This window comes from Pantoea sp. 18069, assembly GCF_902706035.1.
GTDB lineage: Bacteria > Pseudomonadota > Gammaproteobacteria > Burkholderiales > Burkholderiaceae_C > Comamonas.
On the sequence record NZ_CACSJA010000080.1, the window covers coordinates 1 to 1815 of the forward strand.

The following is a 1815-nucleotide window of genomic DNA, read 5'->3' on the forward strand; positions in this document are numbered from 1 at the left end:
TTGATCCCGTGCGCGGCAAACCTCGCCCTTCAGGGCGGGGAAGGATAGTGCGGACGCCGTAGGCGTCCTACACGGCGCTAATGCGGCGTCTGCTGCTGTTCGATGTACTGGCGGATGACTTCGATGGGCGCTCCACCACAGCTACCGGCAAAGTAGGACGGCGACCACAGCGCACCACCCCACAGCTTCTTGCGGATGCTTGGGTAATTTTTCTTGCGAATCATCCGGCTGGATACACCCTTCAAACTGTTCACCAGCGCTGAAACCGCCACCTTGGGCGGATAGTTCACCAGCAGATGAACATGGTCATCCTCGCCATCGAACTCGACCAACTGGGCCTCGAAGTCGGCGCAAACACCCGCAAAGATGAATCGCATGTCATCCAGGATAGCTTTTGTGAATACCTCGCGCCGGTACTTGGTGACGAAGACCAAGTGAACATGCATGAGAAAGACGCAGTGCCTCCCATGCCGTAGATCGTTGTTTTTACCCGATGGATCATTCATAGACCAACTATACTGGACACATGCAGCGCCTTCAGGCATTCAAGTACGAACTCCGGCCAGATGGCCAGCAAGCGCGCCAGATGGCGCGTTTCGCCGGCTCGTGCCGCTTCGTGTTCAACAAGGCATTGGCGCTGCAAAAAGCTAATCACGAGGCAGGCGGCAAATACATCGGCTACGTGGCGATGGCCAAGCACCTGACCGAATGGCGCAACGGGTCAGAAACGCCGTGGCTCAAGGATGCGCCCGTGCATCCGCTGCAACACGCCCTCAAGGACATGGACAGGGCGTATCAAAACTTCTTCGCCAAGCGTGCAGCCTTTCCCAAGTTCAAGAAGAAAGGCCAGCGGGAGAGCTTTCGCTACCCCGACGCCAAGCAAATCAAGCTCGATCAGGCCAATGGCCGTATCTTCCTGCCCAAACTCGGCTGGATGCGCCTGCGTCTGTCGCGCCCCGTGCTGGGCGAGCTGCGCAATGCCACCGTGAGCTACTCGGGTGGCAAGTGGTTCGTGGCGATTCAAACCGCCCGCGAAGTGGAGCAGCCCATGCCAACGGCAACCAGCGCCATCGGCATCGACGTAGGCATTGCCCGCTTCGCCACCTTCAGCGACGGCACGTTTTTAGCCCCGCTGGACAGCTTCAAGAAACACGAATCACGTCTGCGCCGCGCGCAGCGGGCCATGAGCCGCAAAGTCAAAAACAGCCGCAATTGGAGGAAGGCTAAAACCCAGGTTCAAAAAATCCACGCCCGCATCGGCAACGCCCGCCGCGACTACCTGCACAAAGCCACAAGCGCCATCAGCCAAAACCACGCGATGGTGTGCATTGAGGATTTGCAGGTACGCAATATGAGCAAGTCAGCGGCAGGCACAGACGACAAGCCGGGTAAAAACGTACGGGCCAAATCCGGCCTGAACAAAAGCATCCTGGATCAAGGCTGGTTCGAGTTCCGCAGGCAACTCGAATACAAGCTGGCCTGGTCTGGAGGAATGCTCATCGCCGTGCCGCCGCACAACACCAGCCGCACATGCCCGGGGTGTGGATGCGTGAGCGCCGACAACCGGCCCAGTCAGGCCGTGTTCAGGTGCATCGAATGCGGGCACAAAGGCAACGCCGATCACATTGGCGCGATCAACATCTTGGCGCGGGGACACCGCGCAGCAGCCTGTGGAGAGGATGTCAGCCGCGCAAAGCCCGCAAAGGCCAAGTGCGCAGCCTCTGCGAAGCAGGAACCCACCGAAGTGACTTGTTCAGGCTCAATGCCTGCAATGGGCGCGGTAGGAATCCCCTGCCGTTAGGCAGGGGAGGATGT

General features: G+C 59.1%; 1 protein-coding gene and 1 pseudogene. One reads left to right on the forward strand and one right to left on the reverse strand.

Annotated features, from left to right (window positions below):
• Window positions 1-77: 77 nt before the first annotated feature.
• Window positions 78-506 (reverse strand): IS200/IS605 family transposase, encoded by a 429-nt coding sequence (tnpA, locus tag GVL12_RS25605; RefSeq protein ID WP_159918370.1) that lies wholly within the window; start codon window positions 504-506, stop codon window positions 78-80.
• Window positions 507-526: 20 nt separating this feature from the next.
• Here tnpA and GVL12_RS25610 point away from each other — a divergent pair.
• A pseudogene (locus GVL12_RS25610) lies at window positions 527-1684 on the forward strand (RNA-guided endonuclease InsQ/TnpB family protein); the annotation flags it as partial.
• Window positions 1685-1815 lie beyond the last annotated feature (131 nt).

Coding starts and splice junctions, on each gene's coding strand:
- tnpA (WP_159918370.1), bottom strand. CDS start 506: ATGAATGATCCATCGGGTAAAAACAACGATCTACGGCATGGGAGGCAC.